21 protein-coding genes are annotated in these 21,391 nt (G+C 57.6%); 2 read left to right on the top strand and 19 right to left on the bottom strand.

Going from position 1 to position 21,391, the window contains the following annotated elements; translation table 11 throughout:
• Window positions 1-102: 102 nt before the first annotated feature.
• Together AB1724_08850 and AB1724_08845 are read left to right on the top strand one after the other, a co-directional pair.
• On the top strand, window positions 103-1,479 hold the full coding sequence (locus AB1724_08850) for a TrkH family potassium uptake protein (protein MEW6077906.1): 1,377 nt from the start codon (window positions 103-105) through the stop codon (window positions 1,477-1,479).
• A 43-nt stretch (window positions 1,480-1,522) separates the two neighbouring features.
• Entirely contained in the window at window positions 1,523-2,188 is a 666-nt protein-coding gene (locus AB1724_08845; GenBank protein MEW6077905.1) for a TrkA family potassium uptake protein, read from the top strand.
• A 323-nt stretch (window positions 2,189-2,511) separates the two neighbouring features.
• Here AB1724_08845 and AB1724_08840 read toward each other — a convergent pair whose 3' ends face one another.
• The 19 genes from AB1724_08840 to AB1724_08750 form a co-directional block, all read right to left on the bottom strand.
• Window positions 2,512-2,979: a DUF3332 family protein gene (locus AB1724_08840; protein MEW6077904.1), complete on the bottom strand. Its 468-nt coding sequence runs from the start codon at window positions 2,977-2,979 to the stop codon at window positions 2,512-2,514.
• Between the two features lie 51 nt (window positions 2,980-3,030).
• Window positions 3,031-3,492, bottom strand: a complete 462-nt coding sequence (locus AB1724_08835; protein ID MEW6077903.1) for a DUF3332 family protein — start codon at window positions 3,490-3,492, stop codon at window positions 3,031-3,033.
• A gap of 98 nt (window positions 3,493-3,590) precedes the next feature.
• Window positions 3,591-5,531: a hypothetical protein gene (locus AB1724_08830; protein ID MEW6077902.1), complete on the bottom strand. Its 1,941-nt coding sequence runs from the start codon at window positions 5,529-5,531 to the stop codon at window positions 3,591-3,593.
• A 137-nt stretch (window positions 5,532-5,668) separates the two neighbouring features.
• Window positions 5,669-7,438, bottom strand: coding sequence for a SulP family inorganic anion transporter (locus AB1724_08825; protein MEW6077901.1), 1,770 nt, complete (start codon window positions 7,436-7,438; stop codon window positions 5,669-5,671).
• A gap of 75 nt (window positions 7,439-7,513) precedes the next feature.
• Window positions 7,514-7,930: a hypothetical protein gene (locus AB1724_08820; protein ID MEW6077900.1), complete on the bottom strand. Its 417-nt coding sequence runs from the start codon at window positions 7,928-7,930 to the stop codon at window positions 7,514-7,516.
• A gap of 12 nt (window positions 7,931-7,942) precedes the next feature.
• Window positions 7,943-8,434 (bottom strand): glycine zipper family protein, encoded by a 492-nt coding sequence (locus AB1724_08815; GenBank protein MEW6077899.1) that lies wholly within the window; start codon window positions 8,432-8,434, stop codon window positions 7,943-7,945.
• A 72-nt stretch (window positions 8,435-8,506) separates the two neighbouring features.
• Window positions 8,507-9,535 (bottom strand): DUF4105 domain-containing protein, encoded by a 1,029-nt coding sequence (locus AB1724_08810; protein MEW6077898.1) that lies wholly within the window; start codon window positions 9,533-9,535, stop codon window positions 8,507-8,509.
• Window positions 9,536-9,568: 33 nt separating this feature from the next.
• Window positions 9,569-11,050 carry an alpha-amylase family glycosyl hydrolase gene (locus AB1724_08805; GenBank protein ID MEW6077897.1) on the bottom strand — a complete coding sequence of 494 codons (1,482 nt, stop codon included), beginning with the start codon at window positions 11,048-11,050 and terminating at the stop codon, window positions 9,569-9,571.
• 21 nt (window positions 11,051-11,071) lie between these two features.
• The gene (locus AB1724_08800; protein MEW6077896.1) at window positions 11,072-12,157 is read right to left on the bottom strand and encodes a hypothetical protein; all 1,086 of its coding nucleotides are present in this window, start codon (window positions 12,155-12,157) and stop codon (window positions 11,072-11,074) included.
• Window positions 12,158-12,305: 148 nt separating this feature from the next.
• The gene (locus tag AB1724_08795; GenBank protein ID MEW6077895.1) at window positions 12,306-12,668 is read right to left on the bottom strand and encodes an STAS/SEC14 domain-containing protein; all 363 of its coding nucleotides are present in this window, start codon (window positions 12,666-12,668) and stop codon (window positions 12,306-12,308) included.
• Between the two features lie 42 nt (window positions 12,669-12,710).
• On the bottom strand, window positions 12,711-13,340 hold the full coding sequence (locus AB1724_08790; protein ID MEW6077894.1) for a hypothetical protein: 630 nt from the start codon (window positions 13,338-13,340) through the stop codon (window positions 12,711-12,713).
• Between the two features lie 48 nt (window positions 13,341-13,388).
• On the bottom strand, window positions 13,389-14,009 hold the full coding sequence (locus tag AB1724_08785; GenBank protein ID MEW6077893.1) for a hypothetical protein: 621 nt from the start codon (window positions 14,007-14,009) through the stop codon (window positions 13,389-13,391).
• An 82-nt stretch (window positions 14,010-14,091) separates the two neighbouring features.
• A complete protein-coding gene (locus tag AB1724_08780) occupies window positions 14,092-14,793 on the bottom strand; it encodes a DUF3313 domain-containing protein (GenBank protein MEW6077892.1) in 702 nt (233 codons plus the stop codon).
• 17 nt (window positions 14,794-14,810) lie between these two features.
• Window positions 14,811-14,999 carry a hypothetical protein gene (locus tag AB1724_08775; protein ID MEW6077891.1) on the bottom strand — a complete coding sequence of 63 codons (189 nt, stop codon included), beginning with the start codon at window positions 14,997-14,999 and terminating at the stop codon, window positions 14,811-14,813.
• A 48-nt stretch (window positions 15,000-15,047) separates the two neighbouring features.
• Entirely contained in the window at window positions 15,048-15,173 is a 126-nt protein-coding gene (locus tag AB1724_08770; GenBank protein MEW6077890.1) for a hypothetical protein, read from the bottom strand.
• A gap of 2 nt (window positions 15,174-15,175) precedes the next feature.
• Complete coding sequence (locus tag AB1724_08765; GenBank protein MEW6077889.1) at window positions 15,176-16,633, bottom strand: efflux transporter outer membrane subunit; 1,458 nt, start codon at window positions 16,631-16,633, stop codon at window positions 15,176-15,178.
• Between the two features lies 1 nt (window position 16,634).
• Window positions 16,635-19,781, bottom strand: coding sequence for a multidrug efflux RND transporter permease subunit (locus AB1724_08760; protein MEW6077888.1), 3,147 nt, complete (start codon window positions 19,779-19,781; stop codon window positions 16,635-16,637).
• A 33-nt stretch (window positions 19,782-19,814) separates the two neighbouring features.
• Window positions 19,815-21,023, bottom strand: a complete 1,209-nt coding sequence (locus AB1724_08755) for an efflux RND transporter periplasmic adaptor subunit (GenBank protein ID MEW6077887.1) — start codon at window positions 21,021-21,023, stop codon at window positions 19,815-19,817.
• Between the two features lie 91 nt (window positions 21,024-21,114).
• Window positions 21,115-21,372: a hypothetical protein gene (locus tag AB1724_08750; GenBank protein MEW6077886.1), complete on the bottom strand. Its 258-nt coding sequence runs from the start codon at window positions 21,370-21,372 to the stop codon at window positions 21,115-21,117.
• Window positions 21,373-21,391: the final 19 nt, after the last annotated feature.

Here is a 21,391-nt window from a genome sequence, read left to right as displayed (position 1 = left end):
GTCACCTTGACCCCGAGCCCTTGGCTCCATCCGCAGTGTTGCAGGGCGCTGGCAGTAGATTCACGTTCTTGCAGCCATAGATAACTTGGATAGAGTGGGATAATGTCATTTATTCAGTGGAACAAGCTTCGGAAAAATCCGACCCGGCTGCTGGTCGGCGGGTTTGTGGCAACGGCTCTGGCAGGCGGGGTGGTGCTCAGCCTGCCCTTTTCATCGTCCGGTGCGCGAGTCAGTTTTATTGATGCGCTGTTCACGGCAACCAGCGCGGTGTGCGTGACCGGCCTTACGGTTTGCGACACCGGCACCACATTCTCGGCGTTCGGACAAACCGCGATACTGCTGCTGATCCAGTTGGGCGGATTGGGCATAACGACGCTGTCGACGGCCCTTTTCCTGCTTTTCGGCCAACGGACGTCCCTTTCGGCAGGCGAAGTCGTGGAAAGCAACTTTCTTGCGCGTCCCCGCGGAAAGCTCAAGACCCTTCTGCTGCAGATTTTCATCTGGACCGTAGCGATCGAGGCTGTCGGGGCCTTGACCCTGCTGCCGGCCGAGCTGGCCCGCCTGCCGGTGTTGCAGGCCGTCTGGAGCGCCTCATTCCATGCCGTCAGCGCTTTCTGCAATGCCGGCTTCTCCCTGCGGCCGGACAACCTCATGAGCGCCCGTTCCAATCCGGCCGTGATCCTGCCCATCGCGGGTTTGATCATTCTCGGGGGGATAGGTTTCAGCGTGATTACGGAGTTGTTTGACCATTTAAAGGAACGGGTCCGCGGCCGGAGTGCGCGACGGCTCTCCCTGCATACCAAAACAGCCCTGACCACAACCGGCCTTCTGCTGCTGGCCGGCACCTGCGGATTCTGGGCTCTGGAAAGCCACAATCTGCTCAACGGGTCAAACCTGACGAGCCGGTTCCTGATCAGTTTTTTCGCTTCGGTCACGCCCCGGACCGCCGGTTTTAATTCCATCGACTACCTGCAGGCGACTACGGCTACTGTTTTTGTGACGATTGTGCTGATGCTGATCGGCGGCTGTCCCGGATCGACCGCCGGCGGCATAAAAGTCACCACCCTGGCCGTGCTGTTTGCGTCGGCACGCGCGCGTCTTCGCGGCAGTCGGAGAGCGCGCCTTTTTAACCGGGGAATTCCTCAACTGGCCGTAGATAAAGCGTTCTCAGTCGTGGTTCTGGCCTCCGTCTTCATCATTGCCGGAATTCTGCTGCTATCCACCGTCGGTTTTAGCCATCTGTCCCGCATAAATAATGCCGGTCAGCCGGTGGGTATTTTGTTTGAAGTGGTATCCGCCTTATGCACCGTGGGGCTGTCAACGGGGATCACCCCGACGCTGACGGCAGGCGGCAAAAGCATTCTCATTCTGCTGATGTTTATCGGGCGTCTCGGACCGTTGACCATCGCCGTGGCGATTGCCCGACATGAACCGGCCCCGGCCGTGAGGCTGGCCGAGGAGCCCATCATGATCGGTTAAGATATTTGAACTCCCAAGGATCTGAATAAATGGAGGGAAACGAATGAAAGGACTTGCCCGTGTGGCCGTTCTCGGACTGGGAGATTTCGGCTATCATTTTGCTGTCGAACTCTACCGGTTAGGGCATGAAGTGCTGGCCGTTGACAGCAACCAGGACAAGGTGCAGCGGATTCTACCCGATGTCACCAAATCGGCGGTGGCCGACGTGGCGGACCATTCAGTGCTGGAGGAACTGGGAATCGCCGGGTTCGACATCGTGGCCGTGTGCCTCCCCGAGCGGCTGGAAACGACCGTGCTGCTGGTGCATCATCTGCAGAACATGCGGACGCCCCAGATTATGGTCAAGGTGGCCAACGAGGAGCAGGCGGCCATTGTCAGGCTGGTTGGCGCCACTGAGGTGATTTTGCCGGACCGGCATGCGGCCCATAAAGCCGCCATGCTGATCCATCATACCCGGTCCATCGATTTTCTTGAACTGGGCCAGGGATGGATGGTCGTCGCCGGTTCCCCCCCGGCCAGCCTGGTCGGCTCGATGATAGAGCCATTAACGCTGCAGGAACGTTACGGCGTTTCTCTGCTGGCAGTTTGGCAGCCCGGCCAGGAGGGACCGCCCCGCTTCCCGGAGCCGGGTCGACCTGTCGCCAAAACCGATATCCTGATCCTGGCCGGGCACATCGACCGCCTCCGGGAACTGAGAAAGATAAAGTGAGTCTGTTTCTCAATCAAGAAATTGGGCTGAAGGACGCTCCCATGTCTTATTGAGAGCGGCCTTCACCACAGCAGATGGAGCCAACAAGGGCTCGGGGATAGGATGAAGGATGACTTGTTGGCATCGATGTAATATCCGGGTTGGTTCGTTTCCATCCAGGGCTATAAAAGTCACGCGGAAACGTTTCCAATCCAGAAATGAGAATTTTTTCGCAAGGTCAAGGAAAACAAGGGGTTTTGCGGAGGCGTACTTTTCGTACGCCGCACAAAAAACCCCGCAGTTTGACGCCGAGATTGCGGAAAAAGGCCATTGATGGATGGAAACTAGTTCAATACACCTTTGTAGAACTCGACGTTGCCGTAACTGACGGTATAGATCCGGTCGTCCCGGTTGACGTCAAACGTGGCCCTGTCTCCGTTTTCAAAGGCAAGATAAAGTTTGGCCTGGGTGTCATTCAGCCGCTCAATCCGGGCGGCAACAAGTTCCTTAAAGCCCATATTTTTAACTACATCGCTCGGCACCTCGATCAGTTTCGTGTCGACCAGCGCTTCTTTCCCGTTTAACGGGTTTGTGCCGGACCAGAACTCAATCGAGTTAAAAATGAGCAGGTCGCAGACCGAACAGACAAGATATGCCGGTATCATGCAGATAAAGACGCCTTCACGGCCGTATCGGTTTTCCACCACCGACAGGTTGAATTTAGCGGCTTTCCCCATCAGTCCGTTTTGTCCCATGCATCCGGTCAGGCAAATAACAATCAATAAACCGATGAATATTTTTCTTGTTATCATGTTCATACTCTCCGTGTATTATGAGATGGTTGTTCAGAGATTTCCGGTCAATCAAGATTCTTTTTTCAGTTCGCCCCGGTAGAATTCTCTGCCCAGATAACTCACCGTATAAACGTCCTGATCACGGATAACATCGAAAGTCATCTTGTCGCCGTTCTCAAAATCGACATGGAGTTTTGCGTTATTTTCGTCTATTCGTTCAATCCGCGCATTGTTGATGTCGTTTAATCCTATCATTTGAACTTGATCCATGGGCAAATCGACCAGCGCGTTTTTTCCATTAATGAAATTTTTTCCGGACCAGAATTCAATGGAGTTGAATATGAACAGATCCAGAACCGCGCAAACTCGATACACCCAGAGAACGGTAAAAACCAGGAAGGTGCCTTCACGGCCCCATCGGTTTTCAGTGACTTTTAAATTTAATTCTTTCGCTTTAGCGTTTATGGCACCGGTACCCATGCATCCGGATAACAGGGCGGCCACCAGAATCAAGGCTATCGTTTTTTTCATTTTTTTTTCTCTCCTTTCATTCATGTTCGGATGCAGAAAATAATAACGCCTCGCGCTCCAGTCGATCGCGTATCGGCCGGCATCAATCGTTTTTGCCTTTAATGAACCGGATTTTCTGTCTTCTTGTGTTCCAGGTCCTCCAGGTGTTCGATAAGAATGCGCCGCACCTCTTCAATGACCTCCGGCTTGTCCTGACAACTGTGGCCGTAGGGAACCACCAGTTCCGACGCAACCCCCTCCAGGTGAGCGCTTTTATAGGCCACCACGCCGTCATCGCCTTCCGGCGGTTTTTCCTTGCCTTTTACGGCAATGATGGAATGGGCCTTCACCTCCGGCGGGAAGGGGAGTTCCGCCATGGCCAGCAGCGCTGGATTTTCCGGCGACATGCTGTCGATGCTGGTCCTGGGTATGCTCCATTTGAGTTTGCCCGCCAGGGAAAATCGTTCATAGAAGTTAAACAGGTCCGCGCCGGTCTGAATCACTTCCCGGGGCAGGGAAATAAACTTAGCGGCGATCCGCCGGACGATATTGCCGGCCAGGATGCTGCCCCGGTGGGGGGTGGAGATAAAGATGACCCGGCTCACCTCCGGCATGGGGTGGATGACGGCATATCGGGTGACGGTTTCCATCTGCTCGGGGGACAGGTCCAGTTCATCCAGCGACTTTCCGGTGGCCGCCCGGATCAGCGTGTCGCCGCTTTCGGTGACCGTCCAGCGGGTCAGCAGGCCTCCCTGACTGTGGCCGACGACGACGATATCGTTTAAGGCCGGGTCCCGGCCTTCCGGATCGTATTCCCTGATTTTTTTCGCGATGGATTCTCTCAGATGGGCGGCCGAAAAAACCACCGGTTTGCCGCTGTCATACAGGTACATCCAGATTTGAAAGCGCTGGCGGATCCGGGGATCGGACGACAGGGTGTTGAACATCTCCGCCCACCAGACGGGACTGCTCATGGTGCCGTGGACGAAAACAATGGGGATACGGCCCGGCGCATAAGGGTGTGAGGCGTACAGGCCGGGTTTAAACGGTGAACGGCCCAGGCGGAAAAGATTGCGGCCCATTTTCCAGACGATCGGGTCGTTTAAGGCGTAGGCGATGGGCGCCGTCATGTCGATTTCCAGGGGGATTTTTTTGCCGTCCAGCGTGATTTCGTTTTCCCCCATGGCTTCGGGTGAATAGAGGCTTACCTCCGCCTGACAGGTGCCGTTGTCAATATCCCTGATACTTCCTTTGATTTCGGCGAACAAGGTCGCGGCCACGGCCGACGTTACCGGCTTTCCGGGTTGCCGCTTGCGCACGGCCAGAATCGGGGCTCCCAGCCCGGATACCCGGTTGCGGATACTCAGGCCATGGACCTCGAAAGTATCCGCCGGCAGGATGGTGGCCAGTTCTTCCGTGTTCCAGGGTACTTCAACCGTTTTGAAGGTAACGTGGATCTGCCCGACCGGCATGGCCATGATCTTGTCGCTGAGTTCAATCCGCTCGCTGATGAAATTCAGTTGATTGGCCAGACTCCGGTTATATAAATCGCAGGCCAGGCGGAAACGGCGGTCAAAAGGCCCCGGCGGCGGTTCGCTGCCTTCACCCATGAGATACAGGTAGGCATAAACCGAGGCGCCGAGATAATAGTCACTGGAATAAACCGGTCGCTTTTTTTGGGGCGAATCCGGGCCGGGCGGGATCTTTTTTTCAACCTTCGCCCGGGGCGCTGCCAGATAACACAGTTCCGACAGGGTCAGGAGCAGGTCCCGCCGGTCATCGTTGCAGGCGATTTCATGCAATTTCCGGATGACGGCCGCGGGATGATCAAAAAACTCATTTCCTTTAATGCCGTGACGATGCAGCACGATAGCCGTATGGTCGCTGAAGGTTTTCGTCGTCAGGGCGCTGGCGTCGATCTGACGGTATACATCGCTTTCCTTTACACGGGAAACGCCCACCGGGGTGGCGCAACCGGCAATCAACAATGCCGCGATAACAGCCAGGGCAAGTCGTGCGCCGAACCATGTCACTCTGTATTCAATTGATTCCGATCGCATATTCAAGCTCCCAACTCATCTTATAGTTTTTTGTACCGCGCTTTCATGTCGTCTGGCGTGACATACGATGATTTTTATGGTCGATATCTATAAGTTGTTTTCATTCAAACGAAAAACAACCCGATGCCGGAAAAGAATTATCCGGCAGGGGGTGCCACCACCTGCCCGGTCTCCCGGCGATATGCCGCGATGGCATGGCGGTTGGAAGGGTAGGTCCGGTTTTCCCCGATCAAATCCAGCAGATGATATTTTTTAAGCAAAGCAAGGGTCGACGGGCTGGCATGGCTGACGGCAACGGTCACCCCGCGATCGGTCAGCCATTTGAAAATCTGATGCAGCACATCCTCGCCGGTGGTGTCGATATCATTCAACGCCTGGGCGTCCAGCACGAACCATTTGACGGGCAGGGATGCCCGGGTGATCAGCTGTTCCACTTCTTCCTCGAACAGGGTGGCGTTGGCGAAGTAGAGGGACGCGCCAAACCTGTAGATAATTATCTCGGAGTCGGCAGGGATATGGTCGGTTTTCTCGGGAATGAAATAACTGCCGTCCGGTGCTTCGTAAAGGAGCCAGGTCCCGGGACGGGACGCCCGCCGGACCAGGTCGATGGTGGACAGGAGAAAGGCAATGATGACGGCCCGTAACGGCCCCAATCCAAGGACGCAAAACAGGCAGATGGACGCGATCCAGAACTCGGACCGGCGCGTATGCCAGAATTCCCGCAGTTCGTCGATTTCGATCATGCTCAATACCGCGCTGGCGACGACTCCGGCCAGGGCGACAATCGGCAGGGAGGCCAGCGCATCCGTCAAGAACATCATGACCAGCGCGACCGTAACCGCGGCAGCGAGGCTGGAGATCTGTGTCCGGGATCCCGCGGCGTCCATGGCGGCGGTCCGGGACGAACTGGGACCCGAAACCAGCGACCCGGTGAACCCGCTGGCGATGCTGCTCATGCCGTAGGCAAACAGCACCTGGTTGCCGTCCGCTTTGGTATGGTTCTTCCGGCTGCAGTCCCGGACCAGCAGCAATCCCTTGCACAGGGTGATGGCCACCACCGCCATGGCGCCGGGGAACAGTTGCACATAGTCGGAAAGCGGCACTCGCGGCACGGTCAGTGACGGCAGCCCCGATGGTATGGAACCCAGGACCTTGACTCCTTTCTGATCCAGGCCGAGCAGTGACGCGACAACCGTCGTCAGCATCAGGGCGATCAGCGCCGCCGGGGCCATGGGGGCGTATTTTTTCATCAGCCGCACGATCAAGAACGCGCCGGCGCCGACCGCCACCGAGTACAGATTCGCATGCGGTATGGACTTGATCAGGAGGATGAGTTCCGCAAAATAGCCAGTAGTGTTCAGGGAAGCCGTCATGGCATCATGAATCTGCTGACCGATCGCCCCCAACTCCACTCCTTTTGTATGCGACACTCCCAGTATCTTCCGGACCTGGTTGGTGAACACCTCGATGGCCAGGCCGCTGATGAATCCCGCCAATACGGCCCGGGACAGGAAATTCGCCAGAAACGCCAGCCGGAAAAACCAGAACGCTATGAACAGCACCCCGCACAGCAGGGAAAGGGCCAGGGCGTAGTCCACCCGCAGCGGGTCGCCGATGGGCGCAAAACCGATCAGCGCCGCTCCCAGAATCGCGGCAATGGTCGCATCCGGGCTTCCCACCACGTGACGGGAGCCGGTGAAAAGTGCGAACACGGCCAGGGGAAAGATGCCCGCATATAGGCCGAAGACCGGCGGCAGCCCGGCCACCTGGGCATACCCGATGTTCAGGGGGATGATCAGCGCCGCCAGGGTAATGCCGGCGGAAATCTCCCTGGGTAAATTCGTCCGGGTGCCCCCTTTCAAGCCTGAAAAGACGGTGGGCCATTTCATTTTATCGGCTGCATTCATGTTTTTTCCCCTTCCCGGTTTCCATGGCCCGGGATAGTATTGAAACGGTTTCCGACTTTTCGTTATCCGTACCGGTTATGGAAGATAACTCGCTCCAAAGAACACGAAGCCCGCATCCTGACCGGTTACGGTCAGCGTCATCATTCCGGTGGACTCCGATACGACCATGCTCCAGGCCCGGTCTTTCTGAACGCCCTGGAGGATGAAATTCCCCTCCACATGGGCGCTGGACTGGATTTCAACATCCCGCGTGCTCTGGTCGGTCATGGTGCCGACGATGATTTTTTTAGACACATCCACCCTGAGGAATCTCGGGCAGTCGATATCCTGGACCGTAACCCGCTTGCAGTCCGCATTCGGTTCGCACTCATAAGCTTCTATAATCGTACAGATAAAAGGCTTTGATCCGTTAAATTCAGCGGCATTGGCCGATATCGGCAAAATCCCCGCCACCACAAGCAGGGCAATCATGAGCATTCGCTTGTTCATCATTTTTCTCCTGTTTTATTTTACGGTATATCCCTTGCCTTCAAGGCAGGCGGTATAAGCCCGGTTATACTTGTCGCGATTGGCCGCGTATTGCTGGGCCTGCTGCTGTTCCCAATTGTTCTGGGCCTGTTCCTGCTTGGCCACCTGGTCCCGTTTTCTCATTCCGCCGACCAGGCCGCCGGAAGCCGCTCCGATGGCCGCGCCCTTGCCGGCGTCTCCGGCAATCGCGCCGACCGCGACGCCGAGCAGGGCACCTCGGGCAGCGCCCTTAACGGCATTGGTCTGCGGCGCCTCGGCTTGCGGCGGTGGTGTTGTCGCCTGGGGCGCGGCCATGGGATCGAAACCGGACTGTTGTTTGGCCCACTGGTAGCAGTCGTATTTGTCTTTTTCCAGTTGCTCATTACTCTGGCCTTTACCGGGGAAGATCATAAAATCCTCGGCAAAGGCATATCCGGCAAACAGCATGAGCAGGACAGCCGCCACAAAGATCTTCTGCATTTGGTTCATTTTTTCGTCTCCTCATTGTTTTGTGTTACATTTTAAACAGAAAACGGTTATCTGATAAAAACGTATTGGCCGTCACTGACTCATGCCCGGCAGCCCTTCCCGGATCTTTCGGGAAAAATCGGGCCCGTCGCCGGCGGCCAGGGCCCGTTCATTGATCAGGCTCAGGCGTTTGAGTTCGTCAAAGGGAAGCGACGTGTCGATTCTTTTGTTTTCATAGGCGTGGCGGTCGGCGAACCCGTTTAAAATGATCGACCAGTGCCATTTCCTCTTTTCGGACGTCTCCCGGCGGGCCAGGCGGAAGGCGCTGGTCATGCAGTTTTCGGTCAGGGCGTTGTACCATTGCGGGTGTTCATGAAGCCGGTTGATCCGTTCCAGGTATCCCAGCAGCACCCGGCGGGCGTCATCCGGGGAGGCGAAGCGCATACGGTACAGGTACACGTTTTCGCCCTTGCGGAAGTCCGTGCGCAGCCGGACCAGGTCCCGCTCATCGCCGGCGATATAAATCAGTTCGTACTGGCGGAAAAAACCCCTGACGGCCGAATAGCTTTCCCCCGTTTCCTTGCGCGTTTCAATGGAAAAGCAGAGGTAGTCGTCCCCCTCGAAAGCGAAACTGACCATGGTGTGGGCGATGTATTTCAGTCCCCAGTCCGTCAGCATCACGTCAACGCCCTTGAGTTTCGACAGGTCGTAGGTCCGGGTTTCATAGGCCGGGGTATAATCGGTCTCGGAGCGATAGACGTTGTTTCTGACATCATGCACAACGAGCCGGTCACCGCTGATCTCCGCGTAAGGCGTCCGGGCCACGTCCGGCTGCCAGTTCCGGTCATTGGAGGGCTGCATCAGCAGAAAGGACGCCAGGGGAACCAGGAAGGCCGCCAGGCAGAACGGAAGCACCCGCCGGACCGGCGCCAGAAGGATAATGGCGCAATGTGCGGCGGCATAAACCGACAGCAGGGTCAGGCATGCTCCGCGGGGCCAGCTCCCCCACCACAGGGCAAAAATGCCCCACAGGAGAAACGGGGACAGCAGCAGGGCATATCCCAGCCGGGCCGGCCAATGACGGGAGCGATCCCGGCTGGAGGAAAGTTTTACGCTTCGCATTATCATTCTCCGATCTTCAGACGATTGATATCGCTATACGGGAGTCCATCCGGTCAGGAAATGAAACCCCCGGGGAGAAAGATCCACGTACAGTCCCGGGTGACGCATTTCGTCTCCGCCGCGCTCAAAAACTTCGCCGGTGAAAAAATCGGTCATTCGCCAGGTTTTGCCGGCGATGTCGTCCCAGGGCACCCGCACCTGTCCCTGGGCCGGCCGGTCCGAGAGATTGACCACGATCAGGGAACGGTTGCCGTCCTGTTCCCAGCACCAGGCCACCAGGTCCAGGTAACCGGGATTGTCCGGCCAGCCGGAGCGATCGCACAGATGCCAGTCGCCGCCGCGAAGTTCCGGCAGAGACGCGGCCAGTAACAGCTTCCGGTAGAAAGTCGGCAGTTCCGGGTCCGGCGTCTCGTCCGGGCGCCGGCCGAGAAAAACGGGCAGCCGGACTTTTCTTCCTTCGAACTGGCCTTCATGAAAGAGCTTGGCGCCCGGGATCGTTGCCATGACAACGGCGGCGGCGCGCACCTGCGGCGGTGAAAACGCCGCCGAGGCGCGGGGCTCGTCATGGTTCTCGAGAAAGCGGACCATCTTTTTCTGGAAGGCAGGCTCCGCGCACAGATGGAGCCGCACGTTCTCGGCGGTGTCCTTTTCCAGGCGGTCATAGAGCCGCTTGTCGTAGCAGTAGTCAAACCCCTGCTGCTGAAGTTCCCACTCCAGGTCCCAGTAGGCCTCGGCCATGAACAGGAAATCCGGGCGGTCCTTCCTGACCGCCGTAATCACCTCGGTCCAGAACTCGGCTTCCGGACGCTTCCCCGCGCGGACGCCCCAGGTGCCTTCAAATATCCGGTTGATGAAGAGCATGGCCATGTCGCAGCGTACCCCGTCACACTGGCCGGCGATATCCGCCAGGGTGTCCGCCGCCGCCTGCCTCAACCCGGGGGAAAAGGCGTTGAGCTGGAGCACATCCGGCCAGGCCGGGAAAAAGGGGTCCCGGCCGCAGGCGAATATGCTTTTACCGACCTTCAGAAATGAAGCCGGATCGTATTCCGCGTCACCGGGGGTCCCGGAAATGAAATACGCCGGTTGGCCCTTGACCCAGGGATGGTCCGGGGCCACGTGGTTGGGGACGAAATCGAGGATGAGCCTGAGCCCCCGTCCGGCCAGTTCGTTCCGGGCAGCGGCCAGGCCTTTTCGTCCTCCCAGGTGCCCGTCGACCGCGTAGTCGCGGATGCAGTAAGGCGAACCCACGTTGTCTTCCGGTTGGAAATCGGCCAGGGCCCGCCTGAAGTCCTCCAGCAGGCCGCTGTTGCGGTTGGCCACGGCAATGCCCGCCGGGCTCCGTTTCCAGACGCCCATGAGCCAGACGGCGTCAAATCCATACGAGGCAATCGCATCCCATTCTTCGGTGGGAACCGTGGACAGCGTGACGGCTTTTCCGTATTTGCCGGTCAGTTCCCCGAGCCAGACCCAGGTATTGATTTCATAGATCAGTGGATGACGCGGCCAGGTTTTCATGATTTATTCCTTATCTCAGGGTTAACCTGTCGACACCGTGATGATGGGCGCTCCCTCCTTACCCCCGGTCTCGGTCAGTGAAAAGATAAACATCAGGAAGGTAAAGAGCGATTTTGATCTTAAATCACGGTCATCGATCCAGAACCAGTGATTCCGATAGGGGACGGAAATAAAGGCCTCGCCTGGTTTCCCGGAAGAACTGAGAATCCGTATCAGCGCCGGAACCGGGCCGTCGCTGCCGGATTCTTCCGGCATGGTCGGATTCACCCGCTTCTCTTCCACATGCGACATCGGGACTTCTATACATGAGGCCAGGTCGACGAGGATTTCCAGAACCGACCGCGTCAACAGTGCCAGCTCCTTATCGCTCTGGGCGATGGAACCATAGACGATCTTGAATTCATCGGCGGAAAGATCAAGCCCCAGGGTATTGCGGATGGCGTTGATGTCCTCCTGCACGGGGGCCTCCACCTTGCCCGTAAAACGCATCAGGACGCCTTCCATCTCGCTTGTTTTCTGGACCCGTAATCCGATGGCGCCGGATCCCTGAACCCTTCGTAACCGCTCCAGGAGAGGATAGAATTCAGGATCGGCCAACCGCATCCGTGCCGATCCGCCATATCGATTCTGGACGCCATTGATCGAGTGCACGCACAACCGCAGCACCAGATCGATGGGGTACCCTCCCTGGATGAGGCTCAGGATGGCCGTCGGGGGCAGGGGCTTCATGAGGCTGCGGGCGAATTTTTCTCCGCTCAGCGGCGTGTAGGTGATGGTCGGACGATCGGTATAACGCACGGTGCCGCCCGTGGACTGGCTGTTGGTTACCGCTGAAACGATGGGGTCCGCCCAGGATAGCCTCAGGTCCATCTGGCTTTCCACCGAGTACTGATTAATGACCGAAGCGACATCCAGAAAAACAGGCGCGTCGCCATACCGCAGCTTGACGATATTGATCAGCATCTGCTGTTTCCAGGAGTCGCTGATGGCTCCGGTATAGTCAAAGCGGTCGTTGACGACCGTATGGGTCCCAATGCTGGAGCATCCCCAGACCATCATGAGGCTCAATGAGAGGGCGGCCATTGCCGTCATTCGGATCCGTTTCATAAATCGCACCTTTTTACAATGAACAGCACCAGCCGTTTTATCTTGGTGAGCGGAAGGACATAATATCCGGTTCGATTTGAAAAGGGATGCCGTCATCAAACGGTCATCCCTTTTCGCGGTTATGGTTTTGGCTTCACGGGGTGAAAGATTATGTCTCGTCCAGCCATTGCCGGGCTTTGCCTTTTTCAGACGGCTGGAAGCATTCAACCGGAAACTGGCGGAGTCCCTTACCGATAAACACGTTCACCAGATCCTCCCATTTCCGGTCAACCACGACAGCCACCTTTATGATATTCCTGTCGTTGTCCATCTGGAAGGAAAGGTCGCCCCAGTCCCCGGTTTTTGCCCAGCCGGCGAAATCCTCCGCCACGACCAGGATACGGATGCGGCCGTTCTTCCGGATAAAATCGGCGGCGGCTTTCTGGGCCGCCGCCAGATCCGGTTGATTCAACTGACCCGTTATGGTCCAGGTGAGGATCCCCTCATGGAAATCCAGACTTTTTATACCCATGTCATTTCTCCCGCGGGCATGGCCGGTTTGTATTATGTGAGGCTATTTCTTTTCCGGCTGACCGGCGGGCCGGACCGATATGGCCATGGCTTCGGTATAGCTGGCCAGAACGATATCGCCGACTTTGATCTCTTCAAAACGCTTAACGCTGTCGTCCGCGATCACCGGGTAGACGGTTCCATCCGGCAGGCTCAGCTTGATTTCTCGCGTTTTAGCATCGACCGCGACGACTTTCGCCCGGATATCGATGACGTTATAGGCGGTTCCCTTGGGCTTCTGGCCTTTGGGCGCTCTTTCGATCCTGCTGGAAGTGGATACGCCGGGCTCAGCGCCGGTATCCTTTTCCAGTTTCAGGGCGATCGCCTTGGTAAAGGAAATATCGACCAGATCGCCTTTTTTAACCTGATCGAAGTTATATGCCTCTTCACTGACTTTCAGCGGGGCCAGGGTCCCGTCAGGCGTTTTCAGAACCACGTGTCTGGTCTCGTAATCAATGGCGTCGACCGTGGCGGTGACGGCCCGGACTTCGCCCACGATAGCGCCGGGAGCTTTCGCGGACGTGTCCGCGGGAGCCGCCGGTTCTTTCGATTGATTCAGGGCGCAGCCGGTCAAGGCAAGGGTTGATGTCAATACAACGATCAGAATCAATTCAGCTGCTGTTCTCATTTTCATGCCATACTCCTTTTTTTGTTGAAGTTTTAAAGTATTGGAAAATTTATCTTACTTCTTTAAATAACCATCTTTGACCAGCTGCTGGATGATCGCCGCGGAATAATCCTTTATGGCTTCATCCACAGTGTCCGGGTCCATGACGGAGGAGGTGGCCGCCCAGATCAACTCTTCGGTTTTCAGCTCGAACAGACCTGTTTCCACGCGGACTTTGGTGATGCGCTCCACCTGGGGGCCGCTCGGCATGGTCGGCCTCATGTACATGCCATAGCGCGTATGAACGCGGTCGTAGCTCTGGGAGTTGAAGATCACCTCTTCCTCATCGATGTCCACGACTTTTGTGGCCAGGACCGCGTTGACGCCCTTGTCAATGGCCACCTGTTTGACCCGTTCACGTTCCAGCAGGTTGATGTTGGGGATGACGGTGTAGCTGGGGATCGCCGTGATGTTGTACTTGGCCAGCAGGCCGGACATGTGGTCTTCCAGCGGCCCGCGGCTGTCGGTTCTTTTGGTTTTAGCGACCACCATCACCTGGTCCGGGTATCCGCCGGTATACATGTCGTATTTCCAGACCCGGTTCAGCTTGGTGATTTTAGGTGAGGCGGCACACCCGGACAGGATGAGTCCCGCCAGAAGCGCCCCGAGCGCACATGTGAATAGGTTTCTTTTCATCGGTTTTCTCCATAATTTATTTTTGTCAATTTTCCAAATGTTCCGGGTCATAAATCCGGTGACGTCTGTTACAAAACCGAATTTATGGCGCCACGCAGTCCTTACCGCCGCGCATGTCGCACATGACAAAGCGCAATCTCTTCGCCCAGAACTGAAGCGCGTCATCGGCGTTGTTCCAGTCGCTCCAGAGCTTGGTCAGTTGCTTCCCGCCCACCCGCCGGTCAAGGGCGGCGGCGACGAGTTCCCCTGACGCAGCATCGGTGATTTTCATCTCCACGGTAATTTCACCGACACCGGACTGTTTGCCGGTGGCGCCGTATTTGATGGCGGACAGGGCCATGCCGACCGGTATGAGGGTGGACATGGTGTTGCGGACCGGCTTGGTACTGTCGGCGTCGATAATGGCCATCTGAATCCGCAGGCTGCCCGGTTTCGGGTCCTTGACGATCTGATAATCTTTTTCCAGCTCCTGGGTCAGATAGACGTAGGCGTTGTTGGCGAGGGTCTGGTAGTCCTGCAGTTCATCCTTGTCCAGTTCGCCGTCCTTCTGAACGATGACCGGGTCGATAATGACCTGGTTGTATTTTTTTATGTCCTTTTTGGGATTGACATAACGGTAAAGGGCCTGATCGCCCGACCCTTTGACGAGAATTTTCGGGTTGACCAGGACGGCATTTCGGGTATCCACGTCTCTTGCCTGATAGCTTCCCACCGCGCAGCCGCCGAGCAGCATGATCATTGCCGCGGCCATAAGCCATTTCCCTGCTGAAGTTTTCTTTTTCATACGGGATTTCTCCTTTTTTATGACGGTTTTTTCTTTCCGGCCGCTACATAGGCAAAAACAGCCACGGCGAGTACCGCAAATAATTTCAGAAACAGCATCAGCACCTTGAGCATTACCCACGGGAACTCCAGGGGAAGGTCATGCCAGAGAATCAGGCCCGATGCCGCCAGGGCGACTGCCAGTATAGTGATTTGTTTTCCGTTCATCCGTTGATGTCCCGCCGGGGAGCAGTCCGGCTTTATTCCTTTCCGGCCTTATGCTCCCGCTCCAGGCTCCCGTAGCCACTGGTCGTGCCGGCGGCGGATGATGTCAATGGCCTGGGCGGCCGTATCCACGCACTGGGGGATAGCAAAGTCCTCCGGGCTGGCCAGTTCCAGCATTTTTATTTCTGCTCAATGTTCTGTGGCTGTTCAGCATCTTTCTTCGGTTCCGTCATGGCGTCCGCCTCCACCACCCAGCCGCCGCCCATGGCCTTGTACAGATTGACCAGGGACCGCAGCGTGCCGGCCTGGATCTGGGTAAGGTTCAGCTGTTCATTGAACAGGCTCCGTTCCGCGTCCAGCACCTCGAGATAGCTGGTGTACCCTTCGTCAAACCGCAGCCGGGCCAGTCGGGCGTAGTTCTGCAGGGCGTCCACCTGGCGGGTCTGGGCGGCAAGCTCTTCCTGGGATTTCTGCTGATCGATGAGGGCGTCATCCATGTCCCGGAAGGCGTTCTGAATCGCCTGCTGATAGCGGAACAGCGTCTGCTGCTGCATGGCTTCGGCCGCCTTGACGGAGCCGGATATGCGGCCGAAGGTGAAGATCGGAACGGTCGCCTCCAATCCGTAGCTCCAGATATGCGAACTGCTGTCGAACAGTTCGTCAAATTCGGCGCTGGCCGTCCCGTCATAACCCGTCAGGCTGATGCTGGGGAAATACTGGGACCGGGCCACCCCGATGCGGGCATTGGCGGCGACCAGGTCGGCCTCGGCCTGGCGGATGTCGGGCCGGCGCGTCAGCAGGTCCGAAGGGATGCCCGCCGGCACGCACGGAATGGACAGGACGTCGATATCTTTTCCCCGGGTGATGGGAGCGGGATTGCGCCCCAGGAGAATGCTCAGGGCGTTTTCCGTCTGGATAACGCTCTTTTCTATGCGGGGGATGGTGGCCAGGGCTTTTTCATACTCCGATCGGACCTGGCTCAACTCCAGTTCCGAGACGACGCCGCTGGCAAAACGTTCCTTGAACAGGTCGTAAGTGGCGCCGCGGAGGGCCGCGGTCTGACGGGTGATTTCCAGTTCCCGGTCCAGGTCGCGCAGGTCGATGTAAGTGTTGGCCACGGAGGCGACCAGCGTCAGCATGACGGCATTGCGCGTTTCCTCGGCGCCGGTCAGTTCCGCCCGGGCCGCTTCGGTGGCACGGCGGTTGCGGCCCCAGATGTCAAACTCCCATCCCGCGGAAATCAGGCCCTGAAAGGAGTTGTCCACGGGATTCATGTCCGCGGGCAGGGGCGACCGGCCGTCCTTGGTCACCCGTTCCCGGTAGCCGCTGCCGCTGGCGCCGATCTGGGGGAAAAGGAAGGATCGGGTCCGGCCGTAAAGGCCCAGATACTGCTCGACCCGGGCGGAGGCGATGAGCAGGTCCTTGTTCTCCTGCAGGGCCACGGTAATCAGTTCGTTCAACACCGGATCGTTGAACTGCTCCCACCAGCGGGTGTTGGTCAGATCCCGGGCTTCGGCGTAATCGACCCGCCATTTGTCCGGGGTGTTCACGTCGGGACGCTTGTAATCCGGACCGATGGCGCAGCCCAGACAGGTCAGTACCAGCCCGGTGATCAGTAAACGGCATATCTTCTTCATGTTATTCCACTCCCTTATGCGGCTGGATGGTTTCTTCATGTTTGCGATGAGACAGTTTTTCCACCAGATAGAAGCTTACCGGGATGATAAAAATCGCGATAAATGACGCGGCCAGCATGCCGCCGATGACGCCGGTGCCCATGACCTTGCGGGCAACCGCGCCGGAACCGCTGGCAATGGCCAGGGGCACGCAACCCAGAATAAAGGCGAAGGAGGTCATCAGGATCGGCCGGAGTCTCAGCCGCGCCCCTTCCAGGGCCGCCTCGACCAGCGGTTTGCCCTTGTCGTACTCCATTTTCGCGAACTCCACGATCAGGATGGCGTTTTTGGCCGCCAGACCGATGAGCATGATCAGGCCGATCTGGGCGTAGAGATTAAACTCCATTTGCCGCATGAAAATACCGGCATAGGCCCCGAATATCGCTATGGGCGTTGCCAGCAGAACGCTGAAGGGCAGTGACCAGGATTCATACTGGGCCGAGAGAATCAGGAAAACAAACAGGAGGGAGAGAGCGAAAATCACCGATATGGGAACCCCTTCCTGGGCCTTTTTCTCCTGGTACGACATGCCGATGTAATCGTAACCCATTTCAGTGGGCATGGTCTGCGAAAAGACCTCTTCCAGGGCCTTCATGGCCTGGGCGGAACTGTACCCGGGCGCCGCGGACACGTTGATCTGGGCCGAGCGGTAGAGGTTGTGCCGCATGGTGAATTCGGGTCCCAGTCGCGGTTCGGAACTGGTCAGGGCCGACAGGGGCACCGTGTCCCCGTCGTTGTTGCGGACATAGAACTGGCCGAGCTGTTCAATATTGGTGCGGTACTCACCCTCGGCCTGGACATAGACCTGCCATTGCCGGCCGAAGCGGTTGAAGTAGTTGACGAAATACCCGCCCATGAAAGCCTGGAGGGTCCGGTAAACCTGCCCCAGATCAACGCCCTGCTTGAGCACCTTGTCCCGGTCGACGTTGACGAACAACTGGGGGATGGTGGGCAGGAAGGTCGTGGTGACGGAGGCGCACTCGGGTCGTTTCCGAGCCTCTTCCATGAATTTGGCCACATTCCCCGCCAGGAAGGTGATATCCTTTCCGGCCCGGTCCTGGAGCAGGAAGGTGACGCCGCCGGCCGCACCGATACCGGGGATGGCCGGCGGTGAAAAGGCGAAGGCGATGCCCTGGGGCATGGTGCGGAGCCGCTGGTTCAGGCCGGCCATGATGGCGCTGTACTGCTCTTCCGGTTTGGTCCGGTGACCCCATTCTTTGAGGGTCACGAAGAAAAAGCCGCTGTAGGTATTGGTGACGCCGCTGAGCAGGCTGTAACCGGCAACCGTGGTACAGTACTCCACGCCGGGAGTTTCCATGATGATTTTTTCCATCTCCTTGCAGGCTTCGTTGGTTCTCTGCAGGGAGGCCGCGTTGGGAAGCTGGATGCCGGCGTACAGGTACCCCTGGTCTTCCTCCGGCAGAAAACCGCCGGGCACCCGGCCGGCCAGAAGGCCGGTGCCAGCGGCAAAAACCACCAGAAAGATCATGCTGATGGCGGTCTTGCGGATGCACCAGGCGCACATGCGCACGTAGCCGTTGGTGGCATTGCCGAACATATTGTTGAACCAGCGGTAGAAGGCGCCCAGGGGACCGCGGGCGGTTTTCTTCGGTTTCAGCAACAGCGAGGCCAGGGCCGGGCTCAGCGTCAGGGCGTTGAAGGCGGAAAGCATCACGGAAATGGCGATGGTTACCGCGAACTGCTGATAAAGCCGTCCGGTGATGCCGGGGATGAAGATGGTCGGCAGGAACACGGAGGAGAGCACCAGGGCGATGGCCACCACCGGGCCGGACACCTCTTCCATGGCCTTGACGGTGGCCTCCTTGGGCGACAGGCCGCCATGTTCCATGTTGTGTTCCACCGCCTCCACCACGACGATGGCGTCGTCGACCACCAGGCCAATGGCCAGCACCATGCCCATGAGGGCGATGGTGTTGATGGAAAACCCGATCAGGGGAAACAGAGCAAAGGTGCCGATCAGGGAGACCGGCACGGCCAGGGCCGGGATCAGGGTCGCCCGCCAGCCCTGGAGAAAAACAAAAACGACGATAATGACCAGGACCAGCGCTTCAAACAGGGTATGAACGATTTCCTTCAAACCTTCCCGCACGCTCTTGGTCGTATCCAGGGCCACCACGTAATCCAGGTCCTGGGGAAAGGACTGCTTGAGTTCTTCCATCAGCTTGTTGACTCCGTCCACGGCTTTGATGGCATTGGAACCGGGCAGCTGATATAAAGCGAGAATAGCCGAGGGCTTGCCGTTGAGCCGGCCTTCAATGGAATAACTCTGGGAACCCAGTTCAATGCGGGCCACGTCCTTGAGCCGCACCATGGAGCCGTCGGGATTGGCCCGCAACACGATTTCTCCGAACTGCTCGGGGCTTTCCAGCCGTCCCTGGGCGCGGATGGCGTAGGTGTATTCCTGGCCGGGGGGGGCCGGTTCGCCGCCAAGTTGCCCGGCGGGGTTGACGGTGTTCTGCTTCTTGATGGCATCCACGATTTCGGAAATGGTGATGTTGAGCTTGGCCAGCTGGTCCGGCCTGACCCAGAACCGCATGGCGTACTGGCCGGCCCCGAAAACCGTGACGCTGGCGATCCCGGCAATCCGCGTCAACTGGTCATTGATGTTGATATAGGCATAATTGGCCAGGAAAGTGGCGTCATATGTTCCCTTGGGGGAAGTGAGCGCGAGAAGCATCAGGGGAGCGGACTGGGATTTTTTGACCGTTACCCCGTAGTCGCGGACCTCCGCCGGCATCTTGGCGTCCGCCTGGCTTTTCCGCATCTGGGCCAGGACCTGATCAATATTGGGGTCCGTTTTGACGTCAAAGTTGACGTACATCTTCAACTCGCCGTTGTTGGCATTGAGCGAATACATGTAATTCATGTTGTCGACGCCGCTCATTTCCTGCTCAATGGGCGTGGCCACCGACTGCTCAACGGTCTGGGCGTCCGCGCCGACGTAGAAGGTGTTGATGAAGATTTCCGGGGGCACGATTTCCGGATATTGGGCGATGGGCAGACCCAGGAGCGCGACGATCCCGAGAATGACCGTAATGATGGCGATCACGATGGCGACAATGGGTCGGTTGATGAAAAATTTGGCCATGAGACACTACCTCTTTATCAATTATAATCCAGTCTAGTGTTTGGGCTTGTCCGTGCCGCCGTGAGGCGCAGTCGCCGCCGGCGCCGCCGCTCCCGGCGCCGCGGGTGATACCGGTTTTACCACGACGCCGTCCTTGACCTTCTGAACGCCTTCGGCCACAACCCGTTCGCCGGCATTGAGCCCTTCGCTGATCACCCATAAGCTTCCCACGCGCTCGCCGATCTTAACCGGCCGGATGGCCACCTTGTTGTCCTTGTCCACCACGGCTACCAGGTAGCCGCCCTGGAGTTCGGAAACCGCCCGCTGGGGAACCAGCAGGGCGTCTTTCCGGACATTCACCTGGGCCCGGATTCTGGAGTACTGGCCCGGCCGCAGAAAACTTCCGGGGTTCGGGAAGAGGGCCGCCACCCGGATGGTGCCGGTTTTAATGTCAATCTGGCGGTCGGCAAAGGCGAATTCTCCCTTGTGGGGATAGGTGCTGCCGTCGGAAAGAATCAGCTCAAAAACAGTACTCGGCCTGTCCGAATTCCGGTTCTCCATGGACTTGAGATATTCCTGTTCGCTTAACGGAATATAAACCTTGATGGGATCCAGAGTGGAAACGGTAGTCAGCTCTTCGATCTGCCCGGGGCCGACCAGGTCGCCGATCTGGGCCTTGGCCAGGCCGGAAATGCCGTCGATGGGGGAGGTGATTTTCGTAAATTCCAGATTAAGGGCGGCGGTGTCCGCGGCGGCTTTGGCGGCTAACATGGCGGCATGAGTGGACTGCTCCATGCCGATGGCGTTGTCCAGGTCACGCTGGCTGACGGCGTTTTTCTCCGCCAGGGGCCGGATCCGCTTCAGGTTGGCCTGGGCCGTCTGCCAGCTTGATTCCTGCTGGGCCTGCACGGCTCTGGCCTGCTGGAGGCTCGCTTCGAAAGGCCGGGGATCGATGGTAAACAGGACCTGTCCCTTTTTGACAAGGTCGCCTTCCTTGTAATTCTGGGCGATCAGATAACCGGCCACCTGGGCGCGAATGGTGGCGTTTACCATGCCGTCCGTCGTACCGACCCATTCATAGCTTATGGGGACATCTTTCTGGACGACGTCGACTACGGCCACTTCCGGAACCGGCGGCGCCGCCTTCTCTTTGGCCTTGCAGCCGGAAAAGGCGGTGGCGATCAGCAGCAAGGCCAGGACATACATTACCGGCCGGAAGGATGACCTGGCGACATTGATTTGTCGTTGATGACGAGTAGCCATTTTCAGCTCCTTATTTCTAATAATGCCGACTTTCGTTGGAATATGGATCACAGAACTTCTCTGATCCGGATCCATCCGATTCGCGACGCTTTTACTCCACGATTTCGGCGTTCTGGAGCACCCCGGCCGGAAGGGCATCCGGCGGCGGCGTCACCTGGATGTATTTGATGTTGGAAACGGGCATGACAATCAGGCTATCGAAAGTCTTGACCACGATCTTGTCCTGGTCCAGTGCCTTTTTTACCTTGCCGGCGAGGGTGGCGGCTTCCTTTTCGGTGATTTTGGGGTACTTGAAGACGATCTTGGATCCGTCCATGAAATGAATCGTCATGTGCGCTATTCTTGCCATATGCGTTCTCCTTATATTA

The sequence above is a fragment of the Thermodesulfobacteriota bacterium genome (assembly GCA_040753795.1).
GTDB lineage: Bacteria > Desulfobacterota > Desulfobacteria > Desulfobacterales > Desulfosudaceae > JBFMDX01.
This window is presented reverse-complemented; position numbering and strand designations above follow the sequence as displayed.

Bases quoted from the DNA above. Each gene is read 5' to 3' on its own strand.
- AB1724_08850 (MEW6077906.1), top strand. From the start codon at position 103: ATGTCATTTATTCAGTGGAACAAGCTTCGGAAAAATCCGACCCGGCTG.
- AB1724_08845 (MEW6077905.1), top strand. From the start codon at position 1,523: ATGAAAGGACTTGCCCGTGTGGCCGTTCTCGGACTGGGAGATTTCGGC.
- AB1724_08840 (MEW6077904.1), bottom strand. From the start codon at position 2,979: ATGATAACAAGAAAAATATTCATCGGTTTATTGATTGTTATTTGCCTG.
- AB1724_08835 (MEW6077903.1), bottom strand. From the start codon at position 3,492: ATGAAAAAAACGATAGCCTTGATTCTGGTGGCCGCCCTGTTATCCGGA.
- AB1724_08830 (MEW6077902.1), bottom strand. From the start codon at position 5,531: ATGCGATCGGAATCAATTGAATACAGAGTGACATGGTTCGGCGCACGA.
- AB1724_08825 (MEW6077901.1), bottom strand. From the start codon at position 7,438: ATGAATGCAGCCGATAAAATGAAATGGCCCACCGTCTTTTCAGGCTTG.
- AB1724_08820 (MEW6077900.1), bottom strand. From the start codon at position 7,930: ATGATGAACAAGCGAATGCTCATGATTGCCCTGCTTGTGGTGGCGGGG.
- AB1724_08815 (MEW6077899.1), bottom strand. From the start codon at position 8,434: ATGAACCAAATGCAGAAGATCTTTGTGGCGGCTGTCCTGCTCATGCTG.
- AB1724_08810 (MEW6077898.1), bottom strand. From the start codon at position 9,535: ATGCGAAGCGTAAAACTTTCCTCCAGCCGGGATCGCTCCCGTCATTGG.
- AB1724_08805 (MEW6077897.1), bottom strand. From the start codon at position 11,050: ATGAAAACCTGGCCGCGTCATCCACTGATCTATGAAATCAATACCTGG.
- AB1724_08800 (MEW6077896.1), bottom strand. From the start codon at position 12,157: ATGAAACGGATCCGAATGACGGCAATGGCCGCCCTCTCATTGAGCCTC.
- AB1724_08795 (MEW6077895.1), bottom strand. From the start codon at position 12,668: ATGGGTATAAAAAGTCTGGATTTCCATGAGGGGATCCTCACCTGGACC.
- AB1724_08790 (MEW6077894.1), bottom strand. From the start codon at position 13,340: ATGAAAATGAGAACAGCAGCTGAATTGATTCTGATCGTTGTATTGACA.
- AB1724_08785 (MEW6077893.1), bottom strand. From the start codon at position 14,009: ATGAAAAGAAACCTATTCACATGTGCGCTCGGGGCGCTTCTGGCGGGA.
- AB1724_08780 (MEW6077892.1), bottom strand. From the start codon at position 14,793: ATGAAAAAGAAAACTTCAGCAGGGAAATGGCTTATGGCCGCGGCAATG.
- AB1724_08775 (MEW6077891.1), bottom strand. From the start codon at position 14,999: ATGAACGGAAAACAAATCACTATACTGGCAGTCGCCCTGGCGGCATCG.
- AB1724_08770 (MEW6077890.1), bottom strand. From the start codon at position 15,173: ATGCTGGAACTGGCCAGCCCGGAGGACTTTGCTATCCCCCAGTGCGTG.
- AB1724_08765 (MEW6077889.1), bottom strand. From the start codon at position 16,633: ATGAAGAAGATATGCCGTTTACTGATCACCGGGCTGGTACTGACCTGT.
- AB1724_08760 (MEW6077888.1), bottom strand. From the start codon at position 19,781: ATGGCCAAATTTTTCATCAACCGACCCATTGTCGCCATCGTGATCGCC.
- AB1724_08755 (MEW6077887.1), bottom strand. From the start codon at position 21,023: ATGGCTACTCGTCATCAACGACAAATCAATGTCGCCAGGTCATCCTTC.
- AB1724_08750 (MEW6077886.1), bottom strand. From the start codon at position 21,372: ATGGCAAGAATAGCGCACATGACGATTCATTTCATGGACGGATCCAAG.